This window comes from Streptomyces sp. NPDC059371 (assembly GCF_042751995.1).
Classification (GTDB): Bacteria; Actinomycetota; Actinomycetes; order Streptomycetales; family Streptomycetaceae; genus Streptomyces.
Genome location: NZ_JBHYXD010000049.1, coordinates 15921 through 39561, shown reverse-complemented (window position 1 = coordinate 39561; position 23641 = coordinate 15921). Strand labels below are relative to the sequence as shown.

Below are 23641 nucleotides of genomic sequence, written 5' to 3'. Positions count from 1 at the left end.
TTCAGCGGTTGTTTCTTACGTTCGTCCTGTCAGCCGATCGTGAGCAGCAGTCGGGACGCGGTGCGGAGTTCTTCGTCCGGGTGGCCCTGGCCCGAGAAGGGGGTGTCGGTGAGGAGACGCTTCGGGGAGGACACGTAGGACTGGAGGGACGGGTGGAGTTCCTCCGGGGAACGGCCCGTCGTGGTGAGGGCCTTGAGGGCGCTGAGGCCTACCGGGGTGGTGCCGACCAGGTCGGCGAGGACGGGGACGGCGCGGTCCGGGGAGCCGGTGATCCAGTGGTGGGCCTCGGCGGCCGCCTTGCGCGTCCAGTCGTGGCCGGACTCCAGCAGCGGCTCGATACGGGGGAGCAGGGGAGCTGCCGCGCAGCCCATCGGCTCCAGACCGCTCAGGTACCAGTGGGCCTGGCCTCCGGAGGAGAGCAGCCCTTCGTAGGTGCGAAGTGCCGTTTCGGGGTCGCCGGTCAGGCGGTGGTGGGCCACTGCCGCCGAGGCCCTCAGGGAGGCGTCCGTGCTCCGCGTGGCTTCGTGCAGCAGGCCGGTGATCTCCGGTGTGCTCACCGCGTTGGCGCCGAGCCGGCGCGCGGCGACGATGGCCGCGCGGCGGGTCCGGAGGCAGTCGATCAGCTCGGGCTGGGCCGCGCGCGCCTCGGCGCCGAACGAGTCCAGGGCCCGGATGAGGGCGATGCCGTCGTTCCCGGTGGCGCCCGCGGCCAGCTCTCGGCGTATCACCGGTATCAGCCGGTGGGCCGCCTCCGGGAAGCGCAGGGCCGCCGCTTCGAGCAGCCGGGCGGTGGGGCGCTCGATCACCAGGTCCACGGCGCGCGGGTCGCGGGAGTGCGTCAGGGCGAGGAGCGCCGGTTCGGCGCTCTCGTCCTCGTCCTCGTCCTCGGCGCCGGCGTGCCGGTGGAGCGCGTCCCGGAGGCCGGCGTCCGGCTCGGGCAGGAGGTCGATCCAGTGGCCGATCACGCGGAAGCGGGTGCGGAGGGCGGCCGTGTCCCTGGCGTGGGGGAGGGCGGCCAGCGACAGGCTCAGGACCTCGCGCTCCTTGTCGCGCCAGCTCGCGGCGATCCCTTCCGCCAGCCAGGAGCCCTGTGAGCCGAAGTCCCCGGCCCCGATCCAGCGGGCGGCCACGGTGAGACCGGCGTCGGGGTCCTGGGTGAGCAGGTCGGTGAGCCGCTGCTCCTGGGTGGTCGTGTCCGACCAGGGGAAGTCGTCGTCCCCGGGGTCGGGTTCGGCGCCGTCCTCGGCCAAGATCTCCACGAGTTCCGGTGCGTACGGAGGTCCCGACCGTTCCGCGGCCAACCGGGCGGCGGCCAGCCTGACCTCGGGCAGCGGATTGTCCAGCGGCTCCAGCGTCCGGCCGAACCGGTTCAGGACGATCAGCGCGTCCGCCCGTACGGCCGGTACGGAGTCGTCGGCGTAGAGCGCCTCGACCTGCTCGACGGCCAGGGCCCGCTGCTTGTCCGGCAGTACGTCGGCCACGGCGGCGACCGTCCGGAGCGCCGCCCGGCGTACCCCGCGCTCGGGGTCCTCCAGGCACGGCAGCAGTTCCGGGAGCACGGCGCACAGCTCCGCGCAGATGGCGGCGATGTCACTTCTGGGCCAGTGCGGGGACTCGGCGAAGTCGGGGCCGTGGTCGGCGAGGACGGCCAGCAGCATCAGCAAGTCCTCGCGCTTGCGCGGCGCGTGGAGTGCGGCGTGCGCGAGGAAGGGGACGGCGGGCGCCGAGGCCTGGTAGATCGTGCCCTGGTGGTGGATGTTGCCGTAGAGCTCGTAGACCGCCTCGTCGGCGGCTTCCTCGTCGTCCTCGTAGAGCGCCCTGATCAGCTCCGGTACGTCCTCGGCGGGGCCGTAGGCGTGGGTCAGTTCGGACCACCGGACGTCGTCCAGCTCGGCCGGAGATCTCATGCGCACGCTCCTCGATCGATCAGGTGCGCCGACCCTACCGACCCCCTCTGACAGCGGCCGCGACGCTAACGCCGGACCGGGCGCAGAGCGGATATCAGGGCGGCGAGTTGGCGCGGCCCGGTGGCGAGGACGGTTTCGGGGGCGTCGCTCTCGCGGAGGAGGATCGTTCCGGTGGGGGTGGTGGCGAGATAGACGCAGGAGGACGCCTCCTGGCTGTGGGTGGACTTCTGCCAGTTCAGTTCGGGCATCGGGGCTCCTTCAGACGTCCTTGGCGAGTTGGGCGATGAAGTCGCGGGACTCGGTCTGGGAGAGGGCGACTTGGCGCATGCGGTCCAGGGCGAGGTGCTGACGTTCCAATTGGGCCGGAGCATCGATGAGTTCGGCTCCATGGTCGGTGTCGAGCTGGACGGTATCGAGCTGATGGACCGGGCCGTGGAAGTAGTCGATTCCCTGGCCGGACGTATGGAACGGGCCTCCGGCGAAGAGGACGACGAGGATCGTGACGTGGTCCAGTTCGCCCATCTCGTTGAGGTGATGGAGCTGGGCCTTGACCGTGGCGCGGTCGCCGAAGCGCATGCGCAGGGCAGCCTCGTGGATGACCGCGGCATACGGCGGCGGCTGTTCGCGGTGCAGCAGTCCCTGGCGTTTGATGCGGTGCGAGACGCGGTGTTCGATGGCGTGGGCTTTCAGGGCGGGCACAGTGTGACCGAACAGGGCGCGGGCGTGGTCCGTGGTCTGAAGCAGGCCTGGGATGTTGATGACCTGCGCCGCTCGGATTGCGACGGCGTGGTGTTCGACCTCGGTGAGGTCCAGCATGCGCGGTGACAGGATCTCGCGGTACTCCTCCCACCAGCCCCGGCGCCGCTCGCCGGTCATCGCCGCGAGCGCGTCGATCAGCGGCTCGTCCGTGCAGTCGTAGTGGCCGGCCATGGTGCGTACCCGGTCCGCGCTGACGCCGTAGCGACCGGCCTCGATGTTGCTCACCCGAGATTGCGTGGCGCCCATCAGCACGGCGGCTTGCGTGGCGGACAGGTCCGCGCGCTCGCGCAGTCTCCGTAGCTCGACACCCAGCCGTCGGCGTCGCGCGGTGGGTGGTGGGCTCGGCTGCGGCATGAGCGGCGACTTCCCGTTCGTACGTATGGCGCGTGGGTCACCCACACGAAGGTATTAGGGACTGCATTCCCTGCAATTCATGGAATGTAGTCCATGGAACGCTCTACGGTCATGGAGTCCAAGTCGCTCAACTCCCCCGCCGATAAGCCGGAAGCGCCCCGCGCCCCGCGTGCTCGCGCGACATGCCACCGCCCGGCCGGATCAGTGGAGCGAACCCGAATACCCCCACCGCAGGAGGCGTTCATGGTCACCGTATCCCCGCAGAAGTCCGATGCGTCCCCCTCTTGGGCGTACGCCCTCCAGCTTCCGCATGATCCGCTCGCGCCTCGCGTCGCCCGGGTCACCCTCAGGGCTGTTCTCGGCGGACATGGGATGGCTGAAATCGCCGACGCCGCCGAGTTGTTGGCCTCGGAGCTCGTCACGAACGCCTACCGGCACTCCGGCGGGCCCGCGACGCTTCGGCTCCGGGCGCTCGACGGTGGCCGGCTGCGGATCAGCGTCTGGGACGCCGACCCGCGCATCCCGCCGCCGTTCGACAAGCGGCACGGCGTACTCGGTCCCGTTCCGGTCGAGGCGGACGGCGGGCGCGGGCTCTTCCTCGTACGCCACTACGCGGACGCCTGGGGCGGGCACCCGCTCGGCGACGATCTGTTCGGCACGAGCGGCAAGCTGCTGTGGTGCGAGGTGGGGCCGCCGACCGTGGCGGCCCCGGTGTGCGTCAGTGTGTGACCGGCAGGAACCCGGCGGCCCCGGTGTGCGTCAGCGCGTGACCGGCAGGGCCCCGGCGAACACACGGCCGTCGGCGCGGGTCTGGACCGGGAAGTCGACCTTGAGCGTGCCCTCCTGGCCCTCGATGCTCAGGTGGGTGACGGTCTTCAGGCCGAGGAACGCCTTCTTGGCCGAGGTCGCGGTGACGTACGGGCGGGCGATGTTCATCAGCAACGCGCCCGGCTTTCCGCCCCGGTTGCCGTCGAAGAACAGGATCCGCTGGTTCGTCAGGACGACGTAGACCGCACGCGGCCGGACCGTCGCCATCACCATGCCCAGGGTGAGGATGCCGACCACGATCGCGGTGAGGGCCTGCTTGCGCACCGAGACCGTGCCGATGGAGGCGAGACTGGTGAGTTCGACCTGCTCGCCCGGGAGCAGCAGGGGGGCCGAGGTCTCCAGCAGTTGTCTGTTGCGGCGGGCGTTGATGGCCATGGGTGGACTCCTGGTGTGACGGGGTGGGGACGAGCGGGTCGTCGGGTCTGGTCGCGCCGGCCGCCGTCGCGGCCGCCATCGGTCCCCCGTCGCGGACCCTCGCCCAATTCCCTCAATTGCCCGAGGAGTGTTTCAAGCCAGGGGAAAGTTGAATGGTCAATTCATGCAAGGTGAAATCAAGTTCGAGCCATGGGGGAGTCAAGATCATTCATGGGGGAGTCAAGCGGGCACCCGTGCGCGAGGCGTGCGCCGGCTCATCGGCATCGACGGGACGTGACGGGCGCCGACGGTATGCGTGGGGAGCGAGGTGGGGTCGGGGGGCCGCCGGGGAATGGGCGGCGCTCGCCCTTCTGCCCCGGTGCGTCGGAGGGCTGTGCCGCCGGGCTGCTCCGGTGGGGCGGAGGGGTGTCGGCCGGGCCGGGCGTCAGGATCGAGCCGGGCTCCCGGCGGGGGGGAGTCCGCGGCACCCGGCGGCGGCGAACCGCCCGGTGCCTCGCTCCCGTCGCGCTGCCGGGTGTCAGCGCAGATAAGGGTTGCCCGCTCCTTGGCCCGGCCAGGGGGCAGGGCCCGCGCTGGCCATGGCGTTCCTCGGCGTGAGCTTGTCGAACAGCGGGCCCAGAAGGAGCCACACGGCCAGGCCCAGGGTGGCCAGGACGACCAGGCCCAAGGTCGCCTCACCCTTGCCCGTCGGGAGGCTCGCCAACGACAGGAACCCCACCTCGTACAGCGCGAACGAGACGAAGGCGCCCCAGTCGGCCCCCCGCCCCCGGCGGATCGCCACGTACAGGAAAGGCACCCACACCAGCAGGCCGAACGATCCGACCGCCAGAACCGACCACGCCAGCCGCTGGAACCAGCCGGCTTCCACGCGCTTGTCCATCACACCCCCGAACTACCCCGTGAACCCCCGAGAGGATTCCCGGGCTCCCGAGAAATGGCTCGGGGGCGCCATGTTCCCATCCGGGCGGTCAGGCGTGCTCGTGTTCGCCCTTCAGGGAGGTCACGATCCGGGCGGTCAGCTTCTTCGCCGTGGCCGCGCCGTTGTCGTGTCCGTCCGTGGACAGCACCGTGACGACGTCCGTTCCGGACTGCGCGGCGATCAGCGTCGATCCGTTCTGCCAGGCGCTGTTGGTCAGGGTGATCGTGTAGGCCGCGTCGCCGAGACCGGTGGTGTCGGCCCCGGTGACCTTCACCTTGGTGTGCGTGTCCGTGTCGGTGTAGGTCGCGCAGGCGGCGACGGCCTTCTTCAGGTTCGCCAGCACCTTCGCCGCGGTCGTGCCGCGGAAGGTGTCGATCTCCTGGGCGATGTCCTCGGACGTGTCCTTGCTGACGTAGTCGTTCTGGGCGAAGGAGACCCCCGCGTCGCCGGTGATCGCTATCCAGCTCGTACCACCGAGCAGCGTGCAGTCGGGCTTCGCCGCGGGCGAGGAGCTCGGCGCGGTGTACGTGGTGCCGGAGTCCCGCGCGCCGCTCGGATCCACCGCGAAGCCGGCGGCGAAGAAGGAGGCGGGCGCCAGCGCCTTCTTGAGCTGCGCGCCCGTCAGCAGACCGGCGTTGGGCTCTTTGGACGGCTTCGTCGCCGTGGCGGACGAGGTCGAGGTGCCGGTCGCGGAGGAACAGGCCGTCAGGGCGAGCGGGAGCACGGCGGCGGCGAGCAGCGCCTTGGCCGCGCGGGAGGGATGACGCATCGGGATCTGTCCTTCGAGGGTGAGGCCGGTACGGGCCGAGTGGCCGTCCGGGCGGGGCTTTGCTTTCAGTTGCGGGGCTGTGAACACACGGGCCGCGCACGGTCGGTGCGGTGCGTGCGGTGCGTGCGGTGCCCTGCGGTGCGCTGCGGTGTGGCGCGGCGCTGGGTGCGGCGCGATGTTCTGGTGTCGTTCTGAGGTGCTCGCGCCGCCGGTGCGGTGTCGGCGGCTCGGGTGGTGCGACGGGCGGGGCGTACGGCGGCGGGTCAGCCGGTCTTCTTCCAGTCCCCGCAGCCGGACGTCTTGAAGTAGGTGTCCTTGGCGCCGATCGTGACGACGGCGGTGCCGGTGACATCGCCTTTCGCGATGAGGGAGCCCAGGCCGTGACCGGCGTCCTTGGCTCGTTCCCAGTGGCAGGAGCCGCCGGTGTTGCCGGCGGTGCGATAGGTGCCGGGCTTGATGTCCGGGCCGACGCGGAAGGTGCCGTTCCCCGCGAACGCGGGCTTTTCCTCGGCGTTCGCCGAGACGACGCCGATGACGACGAGGCCCACGGTGGCACTCAGCGCGGCCCTGCCCTTCATGCCCACGACTGTTCCCCTCCCCAGGCGGACGCCTTAACGACAGCCGCTCGTTCGCTGGGTCAATGAGACCAGAGCCTGTGAATCGAGTCAACACGGTTCACAAAATCATTCGCGTACACGGCGTGAACCGGTAGATCTTGCCTACATCGGTATGCTCGACGCCACACAGGGGCGAGGCGGGACGAGAGGAGCGGGGCGAGTGCAGGACAACGCGACCGAGGTGACCGCGGCCGGAATCGCACGGCTGGCCGGCGTCGGCCGCGCGGCCGTGAGCAACTGGCGCCGTCGGCACGCCGACTTCCCCAAGCCCGTCGGCGGCACGGAGACCAGCCCGTCGTTCGCCCTCGTCGAGGTCGAGGCCTGGCTGCGTCATCAGGGGAAAATCGCCGAAGTTCCCCTGCGGGAACGCGTCTGGCAGCAACTCGTCGGCCACCCCGAGGGCCCGGCCACCGCACTCACCCACGCCGGCTACGTACTGCTGCTCATCCATGACCGGCCCACGGTCTGGCTCGAAGCCGCCGCCGGCTCCGACGAGCGCCTCGCCGCGCTGTTGCCGACCGCGCTGGAGCAGGCGGTCACCCCCCGGTTCGGACCGGTGCGGGGTGAACGGGGTGTTCACGCCGGTACGGATGTGGCGCCCTCGGCGACTGTGAACCGACCGGCGACTGTGAACCGATCGGCCACCGTGAAGACTCCGGAAGGTGATCCAGGGGGATCTCCAGCCCCACACACCCCTACGGCCCCTCCAATCCCCACCGCCTCCTCTGTAATCCCCGCCGCCCCCGCCCCCGCCCCCTCCACCGCCACCGCCGCCCCCGCGGTGCAGCTCCCCACCGGCCCCCAGCTCCTCCCCTCCGTCCCCCTCCTCCGTGGGGTGGCGGAGCTGGCCGCCGAACTGGGTGCCCGTCAGGCCTTCGAGTTCCTGCTCGGGCGGCACCTCGACGCCAACCCGCGCCAGTACACGCCCACCCCCACCGAACTCGCCCGCCTCATGGCCGACCTCGCCGGCCCCGCCCGCACCGTCCTCGACCCGGCCTGCGGCACCGGCGCCCTGCTGCGCGCCCTGGACGCCGGCCCCGGTCAAGAGCTCCACGCCCAGGACAGCGCCCCCGAACTCGCCGCGCTCACCGCGCTCCGGCTCGCCCTGCAGGGCCCGGCCACCGTGCGCGCGGCCGTCGGCGACACCCTGCGTGCCGACGCCTTTCCGCGGCTGCGCGCCGACACCGTCCTGTGTCACCCCCCGTTCAACGAACGCAACTGGGGCCATGACGAACTGGCCTACGACCCCCGTTGGGAGTACGGCTTCCCGGCCCGTGCCGAGTCCGAGCTGGCCTGGGTGCAGCACGCTCTGGCCCGGCTGCGGGACGGCGGCACGGCCGTTCTGCTCATGCCGCCCGCGACGGCCTCCCGCCGTTCCGGCCGCCGTATCCGCGCCGACCTGCTGCGCCGCGGCGCGCTGCGGGCCGTCGTCGCGCTGCCGGTCGGCGCGGCGGCCCCGTACAACATTCCCCTGCACCTGTGGGTGCTGCGCCGGCCCGAGAGGGCGCCCGCCCGGCCCGAGGTGCTGCTCGCCGACGCCGGGCAGTTCGCCGGCGAGGGGCGCGGCGGTCCCGACTGGGGGGCCGTCAGGGACGTCGTGCTCGATGCCTGGCGGGCGCACGACCGGGACGGCACCCTCCAGGAGCGGCCCGGTCTGGCGCGTTCGGTGCCCGTCATCGAACTCCTCGACGACGACGTGGACCTCGCCCCGGCCCGCCACCTCCCGCCCCCGGCGGCGGCCGACGGTGCCGAGCAGCTCACGGCCGTACGCGAGTGCCTCGACGAGACACTGCGCCTGGCCTCCGGACTCACCCCGCCCCCCGCCATGCCGGCGCAGCCCGCCCGCTGGCCGCTCACCACCGTCGGCGAACTCGCCCGCGGGAGCGCCCTGGTGATGCGTACGGGCGGGAACGGCGGCCCGACGCGTGTGCCCGTCCTCACCGACCACGACGTGCTCGCCGGCACCGGCCCCACCGGGACCCTGCCCGAGAGCGACGAGGAAGCCGTGCTGACGGAGGCGGGCGACGTGGTCGTGCCGGTGCTCGGCGGCGGCTCGGTGGTCCGGGTGGTCGACCCCGCGACGGCGGGCGCCGTCCTGGGGCGCAACCTCGTGCTCCTGCACCCCGATCCGGCGGCCCTCGACCCGTGGTTCCTCGCCGGGTTCCTGCGGGGCACCGCCAACAACCGTCAGGCCAGCAGCTACGCGTCCACCGCCACCCGCCTCGACGTACGCCGGCTGCAACTGCCCCGGCTCCCGCTGGACGAACAGCGACAGTACGGTGCCCGGTTCCGCGCGCTCGACGAGTTCGAGCGGGCGCTCCGGCACGCGGGCCGGCTGGGGGACCAGCTCGTACGCGGCATGTACGACGGGCTGACGGACGGGACGGTGCCCCCGGGCTGAGGCCCCGCGCGCCCCGCCGGTCGCCCCGGGCCGCCGAGGGCCCGCCCCACCGGGGTCACCCGCGGCGCCGTACGGGGTGACCGGTACGACAACGGCTGCGTACAACCCGGGACCGGTCGTCCGTGTCGGCCTATACGCTCGAACTCCGACATCGAACGCAGGCCCGGGAGCAGTCATGTACGGCCACGGCGGGACACCACCCACCCGCAGCGCGGGAACCGTCATCACGTTGCGCGTGCTGTTCGCCGCCGCCGGGCTCCTGTCGTGCGGTCTGCTCGCCTGTGTTCCGCTGTTCCGGGTGGCGATCCAGCGCGGGCGGTGGTTCGACTGGACGGCGGCCTGGGTGTCGCTGCCGGTGTCCATCGGCGCGCTCATGGTCGTCGGTACGGTGCCGGAGAGCGACAGAAGAGGCGATGTCGCGCTGACCGTGGCACTGATCCTCGGCGCAGGCAGCGTCGCCTACTACCTGGCCAGCGACATCCGTCTCCACAACGCGTGGCGGCGGTCCACGGGCTACGCGCCGCCCCACGTGCAGACCGCTCAAGGACCGTACGGCGGTCCGGGGCCCGCACAGCCCGCCCCGCCGTATCCGGGCATCCTCGTACCGCAGCCGCAGCCGCAGCCGCAGCCGCCCGTACCGCAGGCGTACCTGCCGCACACGCCGATGCCCCAGCCCCCGCCGCAGCGAGTCGCGCCCGCCCGTATCGACCAGGTGCGCGCCGAGCTCGACGAACTCAGCGACTATCTGCGCAGGCACGGGGACCGGCGCGACGGCGACCACGAGAGCGGCCGGTGACCGCGGAAGCAGGGCGCGTCGTCGCCGGGCGGTACGAACTGGCCACGCTCATCGGGCAGGGCGGCATGGGCCAGGTCTGGACGGCCTACGACCAACGGCTCGACCGGCGCGTCGCGGTGAAGTTGCTGCGCCCCGACAGGGTGGTCGGCCAGGAGGCCGACGAACTGCGCCGCCGCTTCGCGCGCGAGTGCCGGGTGACCGCCCAGGTCGACCACCCCGGCCTCGTCACCGTGCACGACGCGGGCAGCGAGGGCGAGGAGCTGTTCCTCGTCATGCAGTACGTCGACGGCGCCGACCTCTCCGATCACCTCGCCGAACACGACCCGTACCCGTGGCAGTGGGCGGTCGCGGTCGCCGCGCAACTGTGCGCCGTACTGAGCGCCGTGCACTCCGTGCCGATCGTCCACCGCGACCTCAAGCCGCGCAATGTGATGGTGAAGCAGGACGGCACGGTGACCGTCCTCGACCTCGGCGTCGCCTCCGTCATGGACACCGACACGACCCGCCTCACGCACACCGGCTCCCCCATCGGCTCGCCCGCCTACATGGCGCCCGAGCAGGCGATGGGCGGCGCCGTGGGCCCGTACACCGACCTGTACGCGCTCGGTGTGCTGATACACGAACTGCTCAGCGGCGACGTCCCGTTCAAGGGCTCGACGGCCCTCGGCGTGCTGCACCGGCACCTGTACGAGCCGCCGCTGCCGGTGCGCCGGCTGAGACCCGAGATCCCGGAGGCGCTGGAGAGCCTGGTCCTGCGCCTGCTCGCCAAGGACCCGCAGCACCGGCCCGCCTCGGCGCAGGAGGTGTACGAGCACCTGGTGCCGCTCCTGCCCGCGCGCGGAACGCCCACCGGGGCACCGCTCGACCCCACGCGCCCTTTCCTGCGCCCGCACGCCCCCTGGCCGGACCGTGCGCGCACACCCGCACCCCGGCCGGCCCCAGCGGTGCGGGCCGCGGAGGCGACCGATGTCGTGGGCGCCGTCGACGAGGTGAAGCGCCTTCTCGGCGAGGGCCGCATCACGCAGGCCGTCGACATCCTCGGCGCGATCCTGCCCGTCGCCGCACAGCAGCACGGCGAACGCTCCCCGGTCGTGCGCACCCTGCGCAAGCAGTACGCGGCGACGCTCATGGACGACGGCCAGTACCGGCGCGCACTGCCCGAACTGCGCCGCCTCGCCGACGAACGCGCCTCCGAAGCCGGTCTGGCCGACCCCCAGTCCCTGCGCTACCGCTACGAATCCGCCCAGTGCCTGGAGCAGTTGGGCGACCCGGCGGCGGCGCTCGCCGAGTACCGCGCGCTGCTGCCGTACTACGAGAACCAGTACGCGGCCGACGACCCGGAACTCGCCTTCGACGTCCGCCGCCGCATCGGTCACCTGCTGCTGGCGCTGGGCGACCGCGCCGCCGCCCACGACACACTGGCCCGGCTGCTGCACGACGTCGAGCGGATGCACGGCCCCGGACACCCGCTCGCGGTCGAGATCCGGCGGACACTGCAATGGCTGGGGCAGGTGCGCGGCTAGTGCCGCAGCAGGCGGCGTTCGCCCGTCGTGGCACTGGTTTTTGCCGTGCCCATAGAGGATCTTGTGATTCTCCAGAGGCATTCTTTCCCGAACGGGCATACGCGGCCGGTTAGGTTGCGCTCTGTTTCGTGCCGCGCGCGCCGCGCTCCGCGCCGTGTGCGCCGTCATCGCACAACCCGCCGGTACCACCGGCACAACCAGGGGTGGATCCACATGTCCGACCATCGTCAGTCGAGGAAGCGCCGCTACATCACGTGGGGGGTGGCCGGGGTCGCCGTCGTCGCCGGCGCCGGTATCGCCGCGCAGACCTCCATGGCCGCCACGACCTGGCCCGCCCAGAAGACCTACACCGGCCGCGCCTTCGACACCTGCACCGCGCCCTCGCTCACCGCGATGAAGGCCTGGCACACCGGCTTCTACGGGGCCGCGGCCGTGTACATCGGCGGCAAGAACCGCGGGTGCGGCCAGCCCAACCTCACCGCGTCCTGGGTGAAGTCGGTCAGCACGCTGGGCTGGAAGCTCATCCCGCTGTACGTCGGAGCCCAGCCGTCCTGCCAGACCGGAAGCAGCCCCGAGAAGATCACCACCGCGACCGCGGCCTCGCTCGGCGCGGCCGACGGAGCGGACGCGGTCGCCAAGGCCTCCGCCCTCGGCATGAAGGCCGGCAGCCCGGTCTACCTCGACATGGAGTCGTACGACATCACGAACAAGGCGTGCAACGACGCCGTGCTCACCTACGTGCGCGCCTTCGACAAGACCCTGCGCGCCAAGACGTACCGCTCCGGGTACTACGGCTTCACCAGCTCCAGCGCCAAGGCCATCGCGACCGCGACGGACAAGACGGACCTGCCCGGCAACCTCTGGTACGCGCTGTGGGACAAGTCGAACACGACGACCACCGACTGGCCTTGGGGCGCGACCCAGTTCACCGGCCACAGCCGTGCGCACCAGTACATGGTCAACAGCAAGGAGACCATCGGCGGCGTCACGATCACCGTGGACCGCGACGCCTGGGACGCGCCGGTCGCCATCACCGGCTGACGCGCGGACGGTCGTGGGAAGGGGCGGCATCCCGTCGGCCGGCCGGATCACCGGCCGGCCGCGGTCACTCGTACGGGCGGACCCTGGGCGTTCCATGAGGCGGGGAACCCAGGGCGGTGCCTGAAGTCGTCGTGAATCGTTGGTCGAATGGCTGGCCGAGAGGCGGGCCACTGCCTACCATCGATCACCGCAAGACTTTGTGCACCGTCGCACAATCTCCTCGGGAGGCTTCCTTGCACCGCCGCCGTCGCACCGCGCTCGTCCTCTCCGCCGCGATCGTCGCCGCGGCCCCTCTGCTCACCGCGTGCGGCAGCGATGCCCATCCGGGTGCGGCGGCCGTCGTCGGCGACAGCCGGATCACCGTTTCCCAGTTGCAGGACCGGGTGGACGAGGTGCGCTCGGCACAGCGGGCCGCCAGCAAGGACGACGCCCAGTACGCGCAGGTCGTCGCGAGCACCGCCACCCTCACCCGCGACACGCTGCACAGCATGGTCCTGGACCGGGTGCTGGACCGGGCGGCCGAGAACGCCGGCGTGAAGGTGACCCGCAAGGACTCGCAGGACATGCGGTCGGCCCTCGAACAGCAGGCGGGCGGCTCGAAGGCGCTGGAGACGACCTGGCTGTCGAACTACGGCGTGGCGCCCGAGCGCCTCGACGACAGCCTGCGCACCGAGATCGAGGCCCGCAAGCTCGCCACCGCGCTCGGTGTCGACATGAACACCACCGACGGCAAGGCCACCTTCTGGAAGGCGATGTCCGTCGCGTCCAAGGAACTCCACGTCGACCTGAACCCGCGCTACGGCACCTGGGACGTCCAGAAGAGCAGCCGCGTCGACGCGAGGACGCCGTGGGTGCGCGAGGTGTCCGCCGCGGCGGCGGCCCAGCCCGCGTAACCCGTCGCGCGGGCCGGCGGATCGGCCGCGCCTCCGGGCCCTGTGGACAACTCCGGGGGTGTCGGCGGCGTGGGTTACGTTCGAGGGGTGAACGCAACCAGTGAACCGACGGGGGCCGCTCAGGGCGGCGATGCGACCGCTCAGGGCGGCGAGGGGACCGCGGCCGATGTGACCGCGGGCGATCTGACCGCCGACGGGGCGAGCGCCGCCGGCCCCGGCCGCATCGTCCTGCTCACCACCAGCCACCGGGTCGCGCCCGGCCTGCTCTCCTGGCCCGCCTGGCAGGCGCTGCACGGCGCGGACCGGGTGCTGTGCTCCGACGGCGCGCACCCGCAGGTGCCGTATCTGCGCGAGGCCGGTGTCGCGGTCGACGAGGAGTCCCCGACCGCGCGGGAACTGGTCGACGCCTGCGCCGGCGGCCGCTCGGTGGTCGTCGTCGCCACCGGGGAGGGCGAACCCCGGCTCACCGACGGTCTGGCCCGTCTCGCGGGCTCCGGCCGCATACACATGCCGGACCTGGAACTGCTGCCCGCCTCGTACGACCTGCCGGGCGCGCGCCTGCTCGACCTGGTCCAGGTGATGGACCGTATCCGCGCCGAGTGCCCCTGGTCGTCCCGGCAGACGCACGAGGGTCTCGCCAAGTACGGCCTGGAGGAGGCGTACGAGCTCGTCGAGGCCATCGAGGAGGGCGACCGGGACGAGCTGCGGGAGGAGCTCGGTGACGTCCTGCTCCAGGTCGTGTTCCACTCCCGGATCGCCGAGGACGACACGGACGCCCCGTTCTCGATCGACGACGTGGCCGGCGGGATCGTCGCCAAGCTGATCCACCGGCACCCCCATGTCTTCGGCGACGAGACGGCCACGACGCCCGAGGAGGTCAAGGAGCACTGGCTGCGCACCAAGGCCGAGGAGAAGCGGCGCACCTCCGTCACCGAGGGCGTGCCGCTCGGCCAGCCGGGCCTGGCCCTGTCGGCCAAGCTGTCGTCCCGGGCGCGGACGGCGGGACTCGACGTTCCGCTGCCGTCGGGTGAGGGCGTGGGGTACGAACTGCTGGCGATGGCCGTCCGGGCCGAGGCCGAGGGCGTCGACCCCGAGGCCGCCCTGCGGGCGGCGGCACGCACGTACCGCGACACGATCCGCGGGGCGGAGGAGAAGGGCAGACGGGACTGAGGGAGCCGGGTCAGGGGCCAAGGGTGCGGTCGGTCGGGTTGTGCCAGGCGGCCGGCGGGCGGTCCAGGAGCCACTGGGCCGCGCCCACGGGGCGGGGACGTCCCTCGCCGGTCGGTGGCAGCGGGTCGTGGAAGAACCGCTCGGGCGGTGTCCCCAGAAGGGGGAGAGCGTCGCCGACCTGCTCGACGAGATCGGGCGGACCGGCGACGTAGACGTCGTGCCGGGTCCAGCCCGCCCGGTTACCCAGCGCGGTGAGCAGCCGTTCGGTCGCCTGGGCCTTGGGACGGCCGGGCGCGGGGGTGATGAAGGTGACGGTGAGCCCGGGGAGCGCGGCCCGCAGTCGTTCGACGGCGGGCCGGTCGTAGAGGTGCGCGATGTCGCGGGCCACGAGGAACAGACGGGCCTCGTGGGCGGGGCGGAGCTGTTCCAGGAGGGCCTTCACCGGCGCCCAGCCCGTGCCGGCCGCGATGAGGGTGAGGGGACGGTCGGCCGGAGTCCGCAGGGTCAGGCCGCCGCCGGGCGGGCCCAGCCGCAGTACGTCGCCCACCCGGGTCCGCCGGACGAGGGCGGTGGAGAGCGCGCCGTCCTCGACACGGCTGACGTGCAGGTCGACGGTGCGGTCGGCGCGGGGTGCGTTCGCGAGGGAGTAGGGGCGCCAGACACGTGGCAGATGGGGCACGCTGACACTGACGTACTGGCCGGGGGAGTAGGTGAGCCGTTGCCGCGGCCGCAGGGTGAGGACGACGAGGTCGTCGCCGTGCCGGGTGCGGGAGACGATCTCCGCGTCCCACCAGAGCGGTTCGCCGTGGTGCCGGGCCTCCCAGGCGCCCTCCAGCATGCTTCGGGCGATCGACCCGTACGCGGCGGTCCAGGCCTTCTCGGTCTCGGCGCTCCAGGCGGAGCCCGAGACGACCGCGAACGCGGCGAGCAGGCTCTCCCCCACGGCCGCGTAGTGCTCGGGCCGGGTCAGGTACTTGCGGTGGTCGCGGCCGAGGCTCCGTAAGTACCGCGGCAGGTCCGGATCCTCCAGCTTGTCCGTGACGAAGGTGAGCGCCGCGAAGAGCCGGTCCCGCTGCCGTTCCATGTCCTGGGCGAGGTCCGCCGGGAACAGCGCGCGGAGCTGCGGGTTGTGGCGGAAGAGGTGCGAGTAGAAGTACTTGACCGCGAACTCGGCCCGTCGTTCCACGACCGCGAAGCTGGATCTGAGAATTTCGGGGTCCACGGCAGGAAAGTAGGGAGATGCGTGGCGCCGGGGTCAAACAGCCGGCCATGTCAGGACGGTCCGGGGCGAACCGGGTGTTCGGGGCCACGGCCTCCCGCGGACCCGGTGGTCAGGCGGTCGCCGCTTCCCGCGGGCCTGGTGGTCAAGAAGCCTGGCTGTCAGGCGGTCGCGGTCTCCCCCGGACCCGGTGGCCAGGAAGCCGCGATCTCCTGCGGGCCTGACGGTCAGGCGGTCGCCGTCCCCCCCGGACCCGGTCTCCCCCGGACCCGGTGGTCGGTTGGTAGGGGTCTCCCGCAGGCCTGACGGTCGGGAAGTCGGCGTCTCCCGCGGGCCTGGTGGTCAACCGGTCGGCGTCTCCCGCGGGTCCGGTGGTCGGGAGGGCGTCGGCTCGGCCGATCCGGTGGGCGGGGGTCCGCGGGCCGGTGCGGATACCGTCGGGGAGTGACCGAGCACGAAGCCTCCGCCAGCGCCGCCCCCGAACTCTTCACCTGGGAGTTCGCCACCGACCCCTACCCGGCCTACGCCTGGCTCAGGGAGAACGCGCCCGTGCACCGCACGCGGCTGCCCAGCGGGGTGGAGGCCTGGCTCGTCACGCGGTACGCCGACGCCCGGCAGACGCTCGCCGACCAGCGGCTGTCCAAGAATCCCGCGCATCACGACGAGCCCGCGCACGCGAAGGGCCGGACCGGGATCCCCGGGGAGCGCAAGGCCGAGCTGATGACGCATCTGCTGAACATCGACCCGCCGGACCACACCCGGCTGCGAAAGCTCGTCAGCAAGGCGTTCACACCCCGGCGCGTGGCCGAATTCGCACCGCGGGTGCAGGAGCTGACGGATCAGCTCATCGCCGGGTTCGCGGCCAGGGGTTCCGCGGACCTCATCCACGAGTTCGCCTTCCCGCTCCCCATCTACGCCATCTGCGACCTGCTCGGCGTTCCGCGCGAGGACCAGGACGACTTCCGGGACTGGGCGGGCATGATGATCCGGCACGGCGGCGGGCCGAGGGGCGGGGTGGCCCGGTCCGTGAAGAAGATGCGCGGGTATCTCGCCGAACTCATCCACCGCAAGCGCGAGGCGCTGACCGCGGAGCCCGAGCCCGGCGAGGACCTCATCTCGGGGCTCATCCGCGCCTCGGACCACGGCGAGCACCTCACCGAGAACGAGGCCGCCGCGATGGCCTTCATCCTGCTCTTCGCGGGGTTCGAGACCACGGTCAACCTCATCGGGAACGGGATGCACGCCCTGCTCACCCACCCCGGGCAGCGGGCCCGGCTGCAGGCCTCCCTCGCGGCCGGGGAGAGCGGGCTGCTGGAGACGGGCGTGGAGGAACTCCTGCGCTACGACGGGCCCGTCGAACTGGCCACGTGGCGGTTCGCGACCGAGGACGTGCGGATCGGCGGGCAGGACATCGCGGCCGGCGACCCCGTGCTCGTGGTCCTCGCGGCCGCGGACCGCGACCCCGAGCGCTTCGAACAGCCGGACACGCTCGATCTCTCACGACGTGACCTTCAGCACTTGGGTTACGGCCACGGCATCCACTACTGCCTGGGCGCGCCGCTCGCCCGGCTGGAGGGGCAGACCGCGCTGGGTACGCTCCTCGGCCGTCTTCCCGACATCCAACTCGCCGGAGAATCGGCTGATTTGCGCTGGCGCGGAGGGCTCATTATGCGCGGATTGCGTACGCTTCCGGTGGAGTTCACCCCGGTCAAATAGGACGCGATCGGTGCATCGACGACCCTTCGACGGCCGCGCTGAAGCGGCGATTCCGCATACCGGAAAGGCGCCTTCACGGCCACCGGAAGGTGACGCTCCGTCAAATCTGTGATCTTCGCGTGATCAGTAGTGCATCGACTTGTAACCAGCGTTCGAGTGCGACTACCTTCACCCATCAACGCGGCACCTGCGCCACTCACTTAGGCAGGAGTCGCGGTGCTCCCCGCTGTCGCTCGAAAGGCTCTCGCATGCTCTCCGGGAACGGCCGTCACCGTCGCCCTCGCCAGGCCCCGGCTCTCATCGTCGCCGCAGGGGTGACCGGATCGGCGATCGTCATCCCGTTGCTCGCCGCGGCGAGCGCCAGCGCGGCCGACGGGACCACCTGGGACCGGGTGGCACAGTGCGAGAGCGGTGGCGCGTGGAGCGCCAACGAAGCCAACGGGTACTACGGCGGCCTTCAGCTCGACCACGACAACTGGGAAACGCACGGCGGCCTCGAGTACGCCCCGACGGCCGATCAGGCCAGCCGCTCGCAGCAGATAGCCGTCGCCGAGAAGGTGCTCGCCGACACGGGCCTCGCGGCCTGGCCGACGTGCGGGCCGCTCTCGGGTCTCGGCAAGGGCTCCGCCGGCATCAGCGTCGACACGGGCGTGGCCGGCGACTCGTCGAGCACCGGCGACGACTCCGGTTCGTATATTTCGTCCGGTCTGGCGACTTCGCCCAGCTCGTCCCCTTCGAGTGATTCGTCCGGTTCGGCCGAGTCCTCCGACGCGGCCGGCGACACCGCCACGCCCAGCGCCTCGCAGAGCTCCGACAGTGCGGACGCGGCGACCGGCAAGAGTGATGAGTCGTCCAAGTCGGGACAGAAGGAAGCCGCTTCGACCCCGTCCACCTCGGCGGGTTCCGGCACCGGGCGACACCGCGGCGGGGGCGCCGCGGAGAGCACGGCCGACAGCCGGACCGACGACTCCACGGGGCGTCATGCCGCGAGCCCCGAGGCCGACGCCCCCGACACCGAGTACGTCGCACACGCCATCGGGAACCTCTGGAGCGTTTCCGACGCCCTTGGCCTCGAAAGCGGATGGGGCGACCTGCCCAAGGTGGACGCGGCCTCGGCCGACGGCGGTCCCGGCCTCGTCGTTCCTGGTCGGAGCATCGCGGACACGGTCGAAACGGTGCAAAAGTAGAGGGAGTTAGCGCCCCGGTTCGCTGGGGAATGTCCCATTTGGAGCAAGTGAGAGATGGGTCTCAGAAGCCCTGATCGTCTTTGAAATTCCGCCAATCGACTGCTTACGGTCGTGACTGCTCGCCACAGCGGGCTCCGACGGTCGCAACGCCGAATCCTGCCAACGGCCGTACGGGAACAGTCGTCGCGTCATGCGCCGTAGGCAGGAGCGGGGGACCCAAGGTAAGTGCCGGGCCCGGGAGTCGAGAGACACCCGGGAACGGCTTGGGGTGAAGCCGCGTGCCGGAGGTCCTGGAGACGGGACCGAGGGCATGCGGCCGGGCAACTCATTCGGCCCGAACCCGACAGCTCACCTCGCAGGCGTCGGTGAGGGGATCTCTCCATGCTGTTCTCCGGCAAGGGCAAGCACCGCCGCCCGAACAAGGCCACCCGTGTCGCCACGCTCGCCGGTGTCACCGGCGTCGCCATCGCCGCCCCGCTGATGGCGGCGGGCAATGCCTCCGCGGCCACCGGCTCCGAGTGGGACGCCGTCGCCCAGTGCGAGTCCGGCGGCAACTGGTCGATCAACACCGGCAACGGTTACTACGGCGGCCTGCAGTTCTCGTCCTCCACCTGGGCCGCGTACGGCGGTACCGCCTACGCCTCGACCGCCGACCAGGCCTCGAAGTCCCAGCAGATCTCCATCGGCGAGAAGGTCCTCGCCGCACAGGGCAAGGGCGCCTGGCCGACCTGCGGCACCGGCCTGTCGAGCACCCCGTACGGCGGCGGCTCGGCCCCGGCGGCCCCGTCGGCGCCCTCCTCGCCGAGCACCTCGCAGAGCGCCCCGGCCACCCGTGCGACGGAGCAGCCCGCCTCCCGTTCCGCGGAGCGCCCCGCCCAGAAGACCGTCACCACCCCGACCGGCAAGAAGGTCAAGAAGGGTGACGGCGAGTACAAGGTCGTCAAGGGTGACACCCTCAGCTCGATCGCCGAGAAGAAGCACGTCAAGGGCGGCTGGCAGAAGCTGTTCAAGCTGAACAAGGGCATCGTCACCGACGCCGACTTCATCTACCCGGGCCAGCAGCTCCACCTGCGCTGAGCGGCGCGGCACGCCGGTTGACCCGGCCGCCTTCGGCGGAGGGCGGCCGTGATTCCGGCACCCCGCCGCGACGCCCGGCAGGCAACGCCCCCTCGTGGGGTCTCCGCACGCACCGGAGACCCGCCGAGGTCCCCCGTCCCCACGGGCTCCCCGCTCCGGCACGTGTTCCCCCGCACGAGCCGGAGCGGGGTTTTTTATTTCTTTTTTTGTTCCGTTCAGGAACAATATGTAGGCTCAGTCCGCTCAAGGGGTGGTCGATCGCTGGCCGATCCCCCTGAGCCGGTTAGGCTCATCCCGCGGGGCTGCCAAGCTCCGCGTACCGCGTCACATCCCAATAAGGAGATGCTCGTGCCGTCCATCGACGTCGTCGTAGCCCGGGAAATCCTGGACTCCCGAGGCAACCCCACGGTCGAGGTCGAGGTCGGCCTCGACGACGGCAGCACGGGTCGTGCCGCCGTTCCGTCCGGCGCCTCCACCGGAGCGTTCGAGGCCATCGAGCTTCGCGACGGTGACCCGAACCGCTACCAGGGCAAGGGTGTCGAGAAGGCCGTCCTCGCCGTCATCGAGCAGATCGGCCCGGAGCTCGTCGGCTACGACGCCACCGAGCAGCGCCTGATCGACCAGGCGATGTTCGACCTGGACGCCACCGACAACAAGGCCTCGCTCGGCGCCAACGCCATCCTCGGCGTCTCGCTCGCCGTCGCGCACGCCGCCTCCGAGGCGTCCGACCTGCCGCTCTTCCGTTACCTGGGCGGACCGAACGCGCACCTGCTGCCCGTTCCGATGATGAACATCCTGAACGGCGGCTCGCACGCCGACTCCAACGTGGACATCCAGGAGTTCATGATCGCCCCGATCGGCGCGGAGTCCTTCTCCGAGGCCCTGCGCTGGGGCGCCGAGGTCTACCACACCCTCAAGAAGGTGCTGAAGACCAAGGGCCTGTCCACCGGCCTCGGCGACGAGGGCGGCTTCGCCCCGAACCTGGAGTCCAACCGCGCCGCCCTCGACCTCATCCTCGAGGCCATCAAGGAGGCCGGTTACATCCCCGGCGAGCAGATCGCCCTCGCCCTCGACGTCGCCGCCTCCGAGTTCTACAAGGACGGCAAGTACCTCTTCGAGGGCAAGGAGCGCTCCGCCGCCGAGATGACCGAGTACTACGCCGAGCTCGTCGCGGCGTACCCGCTCGTCTCCATCGAGGACCCGCTGTACGAGGACGACTGGGCCGGCTGGAAGGTCATCACCGACAAGCTGGGCGACAAGGTCCAGATCGTCGGCGACGACCTCTTCGTCACCAACCCGGAGCGCCTGGCCCGCGGCATCGAGGAGGGCTCCGCCAACGCCCTGCTCGTCAAGGTCAACCAGATCGGTTCGCTGACCGAGACCCTGGACGCCGTCGAGCTGGCCCAGCGCAACGGCTTCAAGTGCATGATGTCCCACCGCTCCGGCGAGACCGAGGACGTCACCATCGCCGACCTCGCGGTCGCCGTGAACTGCGGTCAGATCAAGACCGGCGCCCCGGCCCGCTCGGACCGTGTCGCCAAGTACAACCAGCTCCTGCGCATCGAGGAGATCCTCGACGACGCCGCGGTCTACGCCGGCCGCAGCGCCTTCCCGCGCTTCAAGGGCTGAGCCTCGCGCGTCTCAGGAAGCGTCCTCCGTACGTCCCCGTACCCGGTCCCGTACCGTGTGCGGGGACGTACGCACGTGACGGGCCCGTACGGCGGGCCGGTACTGGGGAGGCGGGACTCATGGCCGTGAAGGACCGGGACCGGTTCTCCACCTCGACCAGGCTGAAGCTGCTCGGCGAGCAGACGGCGGCCAGGGTCTACCGCTCCCAGACCAAGCGGCAGGCGCGCCGCTCCCGGCTCACCGGCCGGGCCGCGCTGCTCGCCATGGTCCTGTGCTCCCTGATCGTCGCCCTCGCGTACCCGATGCGGCAGTACGTCTCCCAGCGGGCCCAGATCGGCGATCTGGAGCGGCAGCGGGAGCAGGCCCGGCAGCGGGTCGAGCAGCTTCGCGACCTCAAGGCGCGCTGGCAGGACGACGCGTACGCCGAGCAGCAGATCCGTCAGCGGCTGCACTATGTGATGCCGGGCGAGACCGGCTACATCGTGATCGACCCGGACGCCGCCAAGCAGTCCCGTGCCGAACGGGGCACCGCGGACCGCCCCTGGTACACCAATGTCTGGGACGGCGTGGACAGATCCGACGCCGCCGACCGCTGACGACCCATGAACTGACCAGAAAGACACGTGACTCACGGCATGGAAACGCCACCCCCCACCACCCCGCGCACCGAGCCCACCGACGCCGACGTCGAGGCCTTCAAGCAGCAGCTCGGCCGGCCGCCGCGCGGGCTGCGCGCGATCGTGCACCGCTGCCCCTGCGGCCAGCCGGACGTGGTGGAGACGGCGCCCCGCCTCCCCGACGGCACGCCGTTCCCGACCACGTACTACCTGACGTGTCCGCGGGCCGCGTCCGCGATCGGGACGCTGGAGGCCAACGGGGTCATGAAGGAGATGACCGAACGGCTGGCCACCGACCCCGAGCTGGCCGCGGCCTACCGCGCCGCCCACGAGGACTACATCGCGCGCCGTGACGCGATCGAGGTCCTGGAGGGCTTCCCGAGCGCGGGCGGCATGCCGGACCGGGTGAAGTGCCTGCACGTCCTGGTGGCGCACTCGCTGGCCGCCGGTCCCGGCGTCAACCCGCTCGGCGACGAGGCCATCGCCATGCTGCCCGAGTGGTGGCGCAAGGGCGCCTGTGTCACCGAGGCCGGGCCGCCGGCCGGCGACGGGCCGCGGACGAAGGGTTCGGCGGAGTCCACCGGCTCCGCGGAGTCCACCGGCTCCGCGGAGTCCACCGGTTCCGCGGAGTCCACCGGTTCCGCGGAGTCCACCGGTTCCGCGGAGTCCGCCGAGGACGGCCGGTGACCCGCGTCGCCGCCGTCGACTGCGGTACGAACTCCATCCGGCTCCTGGTGGCCGACGCGGACCCGCGGACGGGCGAACTCACCGACCTGGACCGGCGGATGACCATCGTCCGGCTGGGCCAGGGCGTCGACCGCACCGGGCGGCTCGCCCCCGAGGCGCTGGAGCGGACCTTCGCCGCCTGCCGCGACTACGCGCGGACCATCGAGGAGCACGGCGCCGAGCGGCTGCGCTTCGTCGCCACCTCCGCCTCCCGGGACGCGGAGAACCGGGACGAGTTCGTGCGCGGGGTGGTGGACATCCTCGGCGTCGAGCCCGAGGTCGTCACCGGGGACCAGGAGGCCGAGTTCTCCTTCACCGGCGCGACCAGGGAGCTGGCCGGGCGGGACGACCTCGCCACGCCCTACCTGGTCGTGGACATCGGCGGCGGCTCGACGGAGTTCGTCGTCGGCGCCGACCGGGTGCGCGCGGCACGCTCCGTGGACATCGGCTGCGTACGGATGACGGAACGTCACCTCGTGCGCGACGGCGTGGTCACCGACCCGCCCACCGCCGAGCAGGTCGCGGCCATGCGCGCCGACATCGAGGCCGCCCTCGACCTCGCCGAGGAGACGGTCCCGCTGCGCGAGGCGCGCACCCTGGTGGGGCTGGCCGGCTCGGTCACCACGATCGCGGCCATCGCGCTGGACCTCGCCGAGTACGACTCCGAGCGGATCCACCACTCCCGCGTCTCCCTCGCGCGCGTCCGCGAGATCACCGAGTGGCTGCTGCGCTCCACCCACGCCGAGCGCGCGGCCGTCCCCTCCATGCACCCGGGCCGGGTGGACGTGATCGGGGCCGGTGCCCTCGTCCTGCTCTCGATCATGGAGCGGACCGGGGCCGAGGAGGTCGTGGTCAGCGAGCACGACATCCTCGACGGCATCGCCTTCAAGGTCGCGGAGGACGCCGAAGCGGCCCGGCAGGGCGACTGACGCCGACGGGGTGACCGACGCCGGCAGGGTGTCCCGACGCCCGTCGGCGCGTCGGGAACGGGTGTGAGACGGCCCCGGCCCCTTCCCGGGGGGGGCGCGGGCGGGGGGGCGCGCGCCCCGCCGCAACCGGGGCTGGTTCGCCGGGGGGGGGGGGGGCGGCCGGGGGGGGCCCGGTCGGCCTTTTGTCAT

At 71.9% G+C, this 23641-nt stretch carries 22 protein-coding genes and 1 riboswitch; of the genes, 14 read left to right on the top strand and 8 right to left on the bottom strand.

Going from position 1 to position 23641, the window contains the following annotated elements; all coding sequences use genetic code 11:
* Positions 1-29 precede the first annotated feature (29 nt).
* From ACFXGX_RS25315 to ACFXGX_RS25305, 3 genes are all read right to left on the bottom strand, one after another.
* The gene (locus ACFXGX_RS25315) at positions 30-1907 is read right to left on the bottom strand and encodes a hypothetical protein (protein WP_384795207.1); all 1878 of its coding nucleotides are present in this window, start codon (positions 1905-1907) and stop codon (positions 30-32) included.
* Positions 1908-1972: 65 nt separating this feature from the next.
* A complete protein-coding gene (locus ACFXGX_RS25310) occupies positions 1973-2155 on the bottom strand; it encodes a DUF397 domain-containing protein (protein WP_384795205.1) in 183 nt (60 codons plus the stop codon).
* Between the two features lie 10 nt (positions 2156-2165).
* The gene (locus tag ACFXGX_RS25305) at positions 2166-3020 is read right to left on the bottom strand and encodes a helix-turn-helix domain-containing protein (protein WP_384795203.1); all 855 of its coding nucleotides are present in this window, start codon (positions 3018-3020) and stop codon (positions 2166-2168) included.
* Between the two features lie 93 nt (positions 3021-3113).
* Here ACFXGX_RS25305 and ACFXGX_RS25300 point away from each other — a divergent pair, with 93 nt between their 5' ends.
* Positions 3114-3749, top strand: coding sequence for an ATP-binding protein (locus tag ACFXGX_RS25300; protein ID WP_384795201.1), 636 nt, complete (start codon positions 3114-3116; stop codon positions 3747-3749).
* 30 nt (positions 3750-3779) lie between these two features.
* Here ACFXGX_RS25300 and ACFXGX_RS25295 read toward each other — a convergent pair whose 3' ends face one another.
* The 4 genes from ACFXGX_RS25295 to ACFXGX_RS25280 form a co-directional block, all read right to left on the bottom strand.
* Complete coding sequence (locus tag ACFXGX_RS25295; protein ID WP_384795199.1) at positions 3780-4223, bottom strand: hypothetical protein; 444 nt, start codon at positions 4221-4223, stop codon at positions 3780-3782.
* Positions 4224-4740: 517 nt separating this feature from the next.
* Entirely contained in the window at positions 4741-5103 is a 363-nt protein-coding gene (locus ACFXGX_RS25290) for a hypothetical protein (RefSeq protein WP_384795197.1), read from the bottom strand.
* An 88-nt stretch (positions 5104-5191) separates the two neighbouring features.
* On the bottom strand, positions 5192-5911 hold the full coding sequence (locus ACFXGX_RS25285; RefSeq protein ID WP_384795195.1) for a hypothetical protein: 720 nt from the start codon (positions 5909-5911) through the stop codon (positions 5192-5194).
* 263 nt (positions 5912-6174) lie between these two features.
* A complete protein-coding gene (locus ACFXGX_RS25280) occupies positions 6175-6489 on the bottom strand; it encodes a hypothetical protein (protein ID WP_384795193.1) in 315 nt (104 codons plus the stop codon).
* Positions 6490-6688: 199 nt separating this feature from the next.
* Here ACFXGX_RS25280 and ACFXGX_RS25275 point away from each other — a divergent pair, with 199 nt between their 5' ends.
* The 6 genes from ACFXGX_RS25275 (at position 6689) to ACFXGX_RS25250 (ending at position 14352) form a co-directional block, all read left to right on the top strand.
* Complete coding sequence (locus ACFXGX_RS25275) at positions 6689-8929, top strand: N-6 DNA methylase (RefSeq protein WP_384795191.1); 2241 nt, start codon at positions 6689-6691, stop codon at positions 8927-8929.
* Positions 8930-9104: 175 nt separating this feature from the next.
* Positions 9105-9725, top strand: a complete 621-nt coding sequence (locus ACFXGX_RS25270; RefSeq protein WP_384795189.1) for a hypothetical protein — start codon at positions 9105-9107, stop codon at positions 9723-9725.
* 38 nt (positions 9726-9763) lie between these two features.
* Complete coding sequence (locus ACFXGX_RS25265) at positions 9764-11248, top strand: protein kinase (RefSeq protein WP_384795248.1); 1485 nt, start codon at positions 9764-9766, stop codon at positions 11246-11248.
* A gap of 213 nt (positions 11249-11461) precedes the next feature.
* Positions 11462-12289, top strand: a complete 828-nt coding sequence (locus ACFXGX_RS25260) for a glycoside hydrolase domain-containing protein (protein WP_384795187.1) — start codon at positions 11462-11464, stop codon at positions 12287-12289.
* 233 nt (positions 12290-12522) lie between these two features.
* Positions 12523-13182: a SurA N-terminal domain-containing protein gene (locus tag ACFXGX_RS25255; RefSeq protein ID WP_384795185.1), complete on the top strand. Its 660-nt coding sequence runs from the start codon at positions 12523-12525 to the stop codon at positions 13180-13182.
* A 183-nt stretch (positions 13183-13365) separates the two neighbouring features.
* The gene (locus ACFXGX_RS25250) at positions 13366-14352 is read left to right on the top strand and encodes a nucleoside triphosphate pyrophosphohydrolase (protein WP_384795246.1); all 987 of its coding nucleotides are present in this window, start codon (positions 13366-13368) and stop codon (positions 14350-14352) included.
* Positions 14353-14362: 10 nt separating this feature from the next.
* Here the strand turns inward: ACFXGX_RS25250 and ACFXGX_RS25245 are convergent, their stop codons facing one another.
* Entirely contained in the window at positions 14363-15574 is a 1212-nt protein-coding gene (locus tag ACFXGX_RS25245) for a globin domain-containing protein (RefSeq protein ID WP_384795183.1), read from the bottom strand.
* A 441-nt stretch (positions 15575-16015) separates the two neighbouring features.
* Between ACFXGX_RS25245 and ACFXGX_RS25240 the strand changes: the two genes are divergently transcribed.
* From ACFXGX_RS25240 to ACFXGX_RS25210, 7 genes are all read left to right on the top strand, one after another.
* A complete protein-coding gene (locus ACFXGX_RS25240) occupies positions 16016-17287 on the top strand; it encodes a cytochrome P450 (RefSeq protein WP_384795181.1) in 1272 nt (423 codons plus the stop codon).
* Between the two features lie 314 nt (positions 17288-17601).
* Positions 17602-18474: a transglycosylase family protein gene (locus tag ACFXGX_RS25235; protein WP_384795179.1), complete on the top strand. Its 873-nt coding sequence runs from the start codon at positions 17602-17604 to the stop codon at positions 18472-18474.
* A gap of 183 nt (positions 18475-18657) precedes the next feature.
* Positions 18658-18851, top strand: a riboswitch (cyclic di-AMP (ydaO/yuaA leader).
* Between the two features lie 4 nt (positions 18852-18855).
* Entirely contained in the window at positions 18856-19551 is a 696-nt protein-coding gene (locus tag ACFXGX_RS25230; protein ID WP_384795177.1) for a transglycosylase family protein, read from the top strand.
* A gap of 342 nt (positions 19552-19893) precedes the next feature.
* Positions 19894-21180 (top strand): phosphopyruvate hydratase, encoded by a 1287-nt coding sequence (eno, locus tag ACFXGX_RS25225; RefSeq protein WP_384795175.1) that lies wholly within the window; start codon positions 19894-19896, stop codon positions 21178-21180.
* A gap of 119 nt (positions 21181-21299) precedes the next feature.
* Entirely contained in the window at positions 21300-21776 is a 477-nt protein-coding gene (locus tag ACFXGX_RS25220; protein ID WP_384795173.1) for a septum formation initiator family protein, read from the top strand.
* Between the two features lie 39 nt (positions 21777-21815).
* Positions 21816-22484: a DUF501 domain-containing protein gene (locus ACFXGX_RS25215; protein WP_384795171.1), complete on the top strand. Its 669-nt coding sequence runs from the start codon at positions 21816-21818 to the stop codon at positions 22482-22484.
* The gene (locus tag ACFXGX_RS25210; RefSeq protein WP_384795169.1) at positions 22481-23452 is read left to right on the top strand and encodes an exopolyphosphatase; all 972 of its coding nucleotides are present in this window, start codon (positions 22481-22483) and stop codon (positions 23450-23452) included. The genes ACFXGX_RS25215 and ACFXGX_RS25210 overlap by 4 nt, the downstream gene beginning before the upstream one ends.
* Positions 23453-23641 lie beyond the last annotated feature (189 nt).